The sequence below is a fragment of the Colwellia ponticola genome, from assembly GCF_005885605.1.
Classification (GTDB): Bacteria; Pseudomonadota; Gammaproteobacteria; order Enterobacterales; family Alteromonadaceae; genus Colwellia; species Colwellia ponticola.
Genome location: NZ_SZVP01000193.1, coordinates 1 through 421, shown reverse-complemented (window position 1 = coordinate 421; position 421 = coordinate 1). Strand labels below are relative to the sequence as shown.

Here is a 421-nt window from a genome sequence, read left to right as displayed (position 1 = left end):
GGCGCCAATGCGGCACAATTGCGCGCATTAGTTTTCAGATGCCTTGGCTGACAGCCCTGGCAGGAGTTTCCATGTCCTTGATCATCACCGACGATTGCATCAATTGCGACGTCTGCGAACCCGAGTGCCCGAACGCCGCCATCTCCCAGGGCGAAGAGATCTACGTGATCGACCCCAACCTGTGCACCCAGTGCGTCGGTCACTACGACGAGCCACAGTGCCAGCAAGTGTGCCCGGTGGATTGCATTCCGCTGGATGAAGCCCATCCGGAGACGGAAGAGCAGTTGATGGAGAAGTACCGGAAGATTACCGGTAAGGCTTGAGGTTCTTCAGCGCCTATCAGGGCCTCATCGGGGCATAAGTATCTACACATCTTGAGCCGAGCCCCCTGCGTAGCAGCTGTCGAGCCCTGGCGAGGCTG

General features: G+C 58.4%; 1 protein-coding gene. It reads left to right on the top strand.

Annotated elements, in window-relative coordinates:
* Nucleotides 1-71: 71 nt before the first annotated feature.
* Entirely contained in the window at nt 72-323 is a 252-nt protein-coding gene (locus FCS21_RS16510) for a YfhL family 4Fe-4S dicluster ferredoxin (protein WP_003195146.1), read from the top strand.
* Nucleotides 324-421 lie beyond the last annotated feature (98 nt).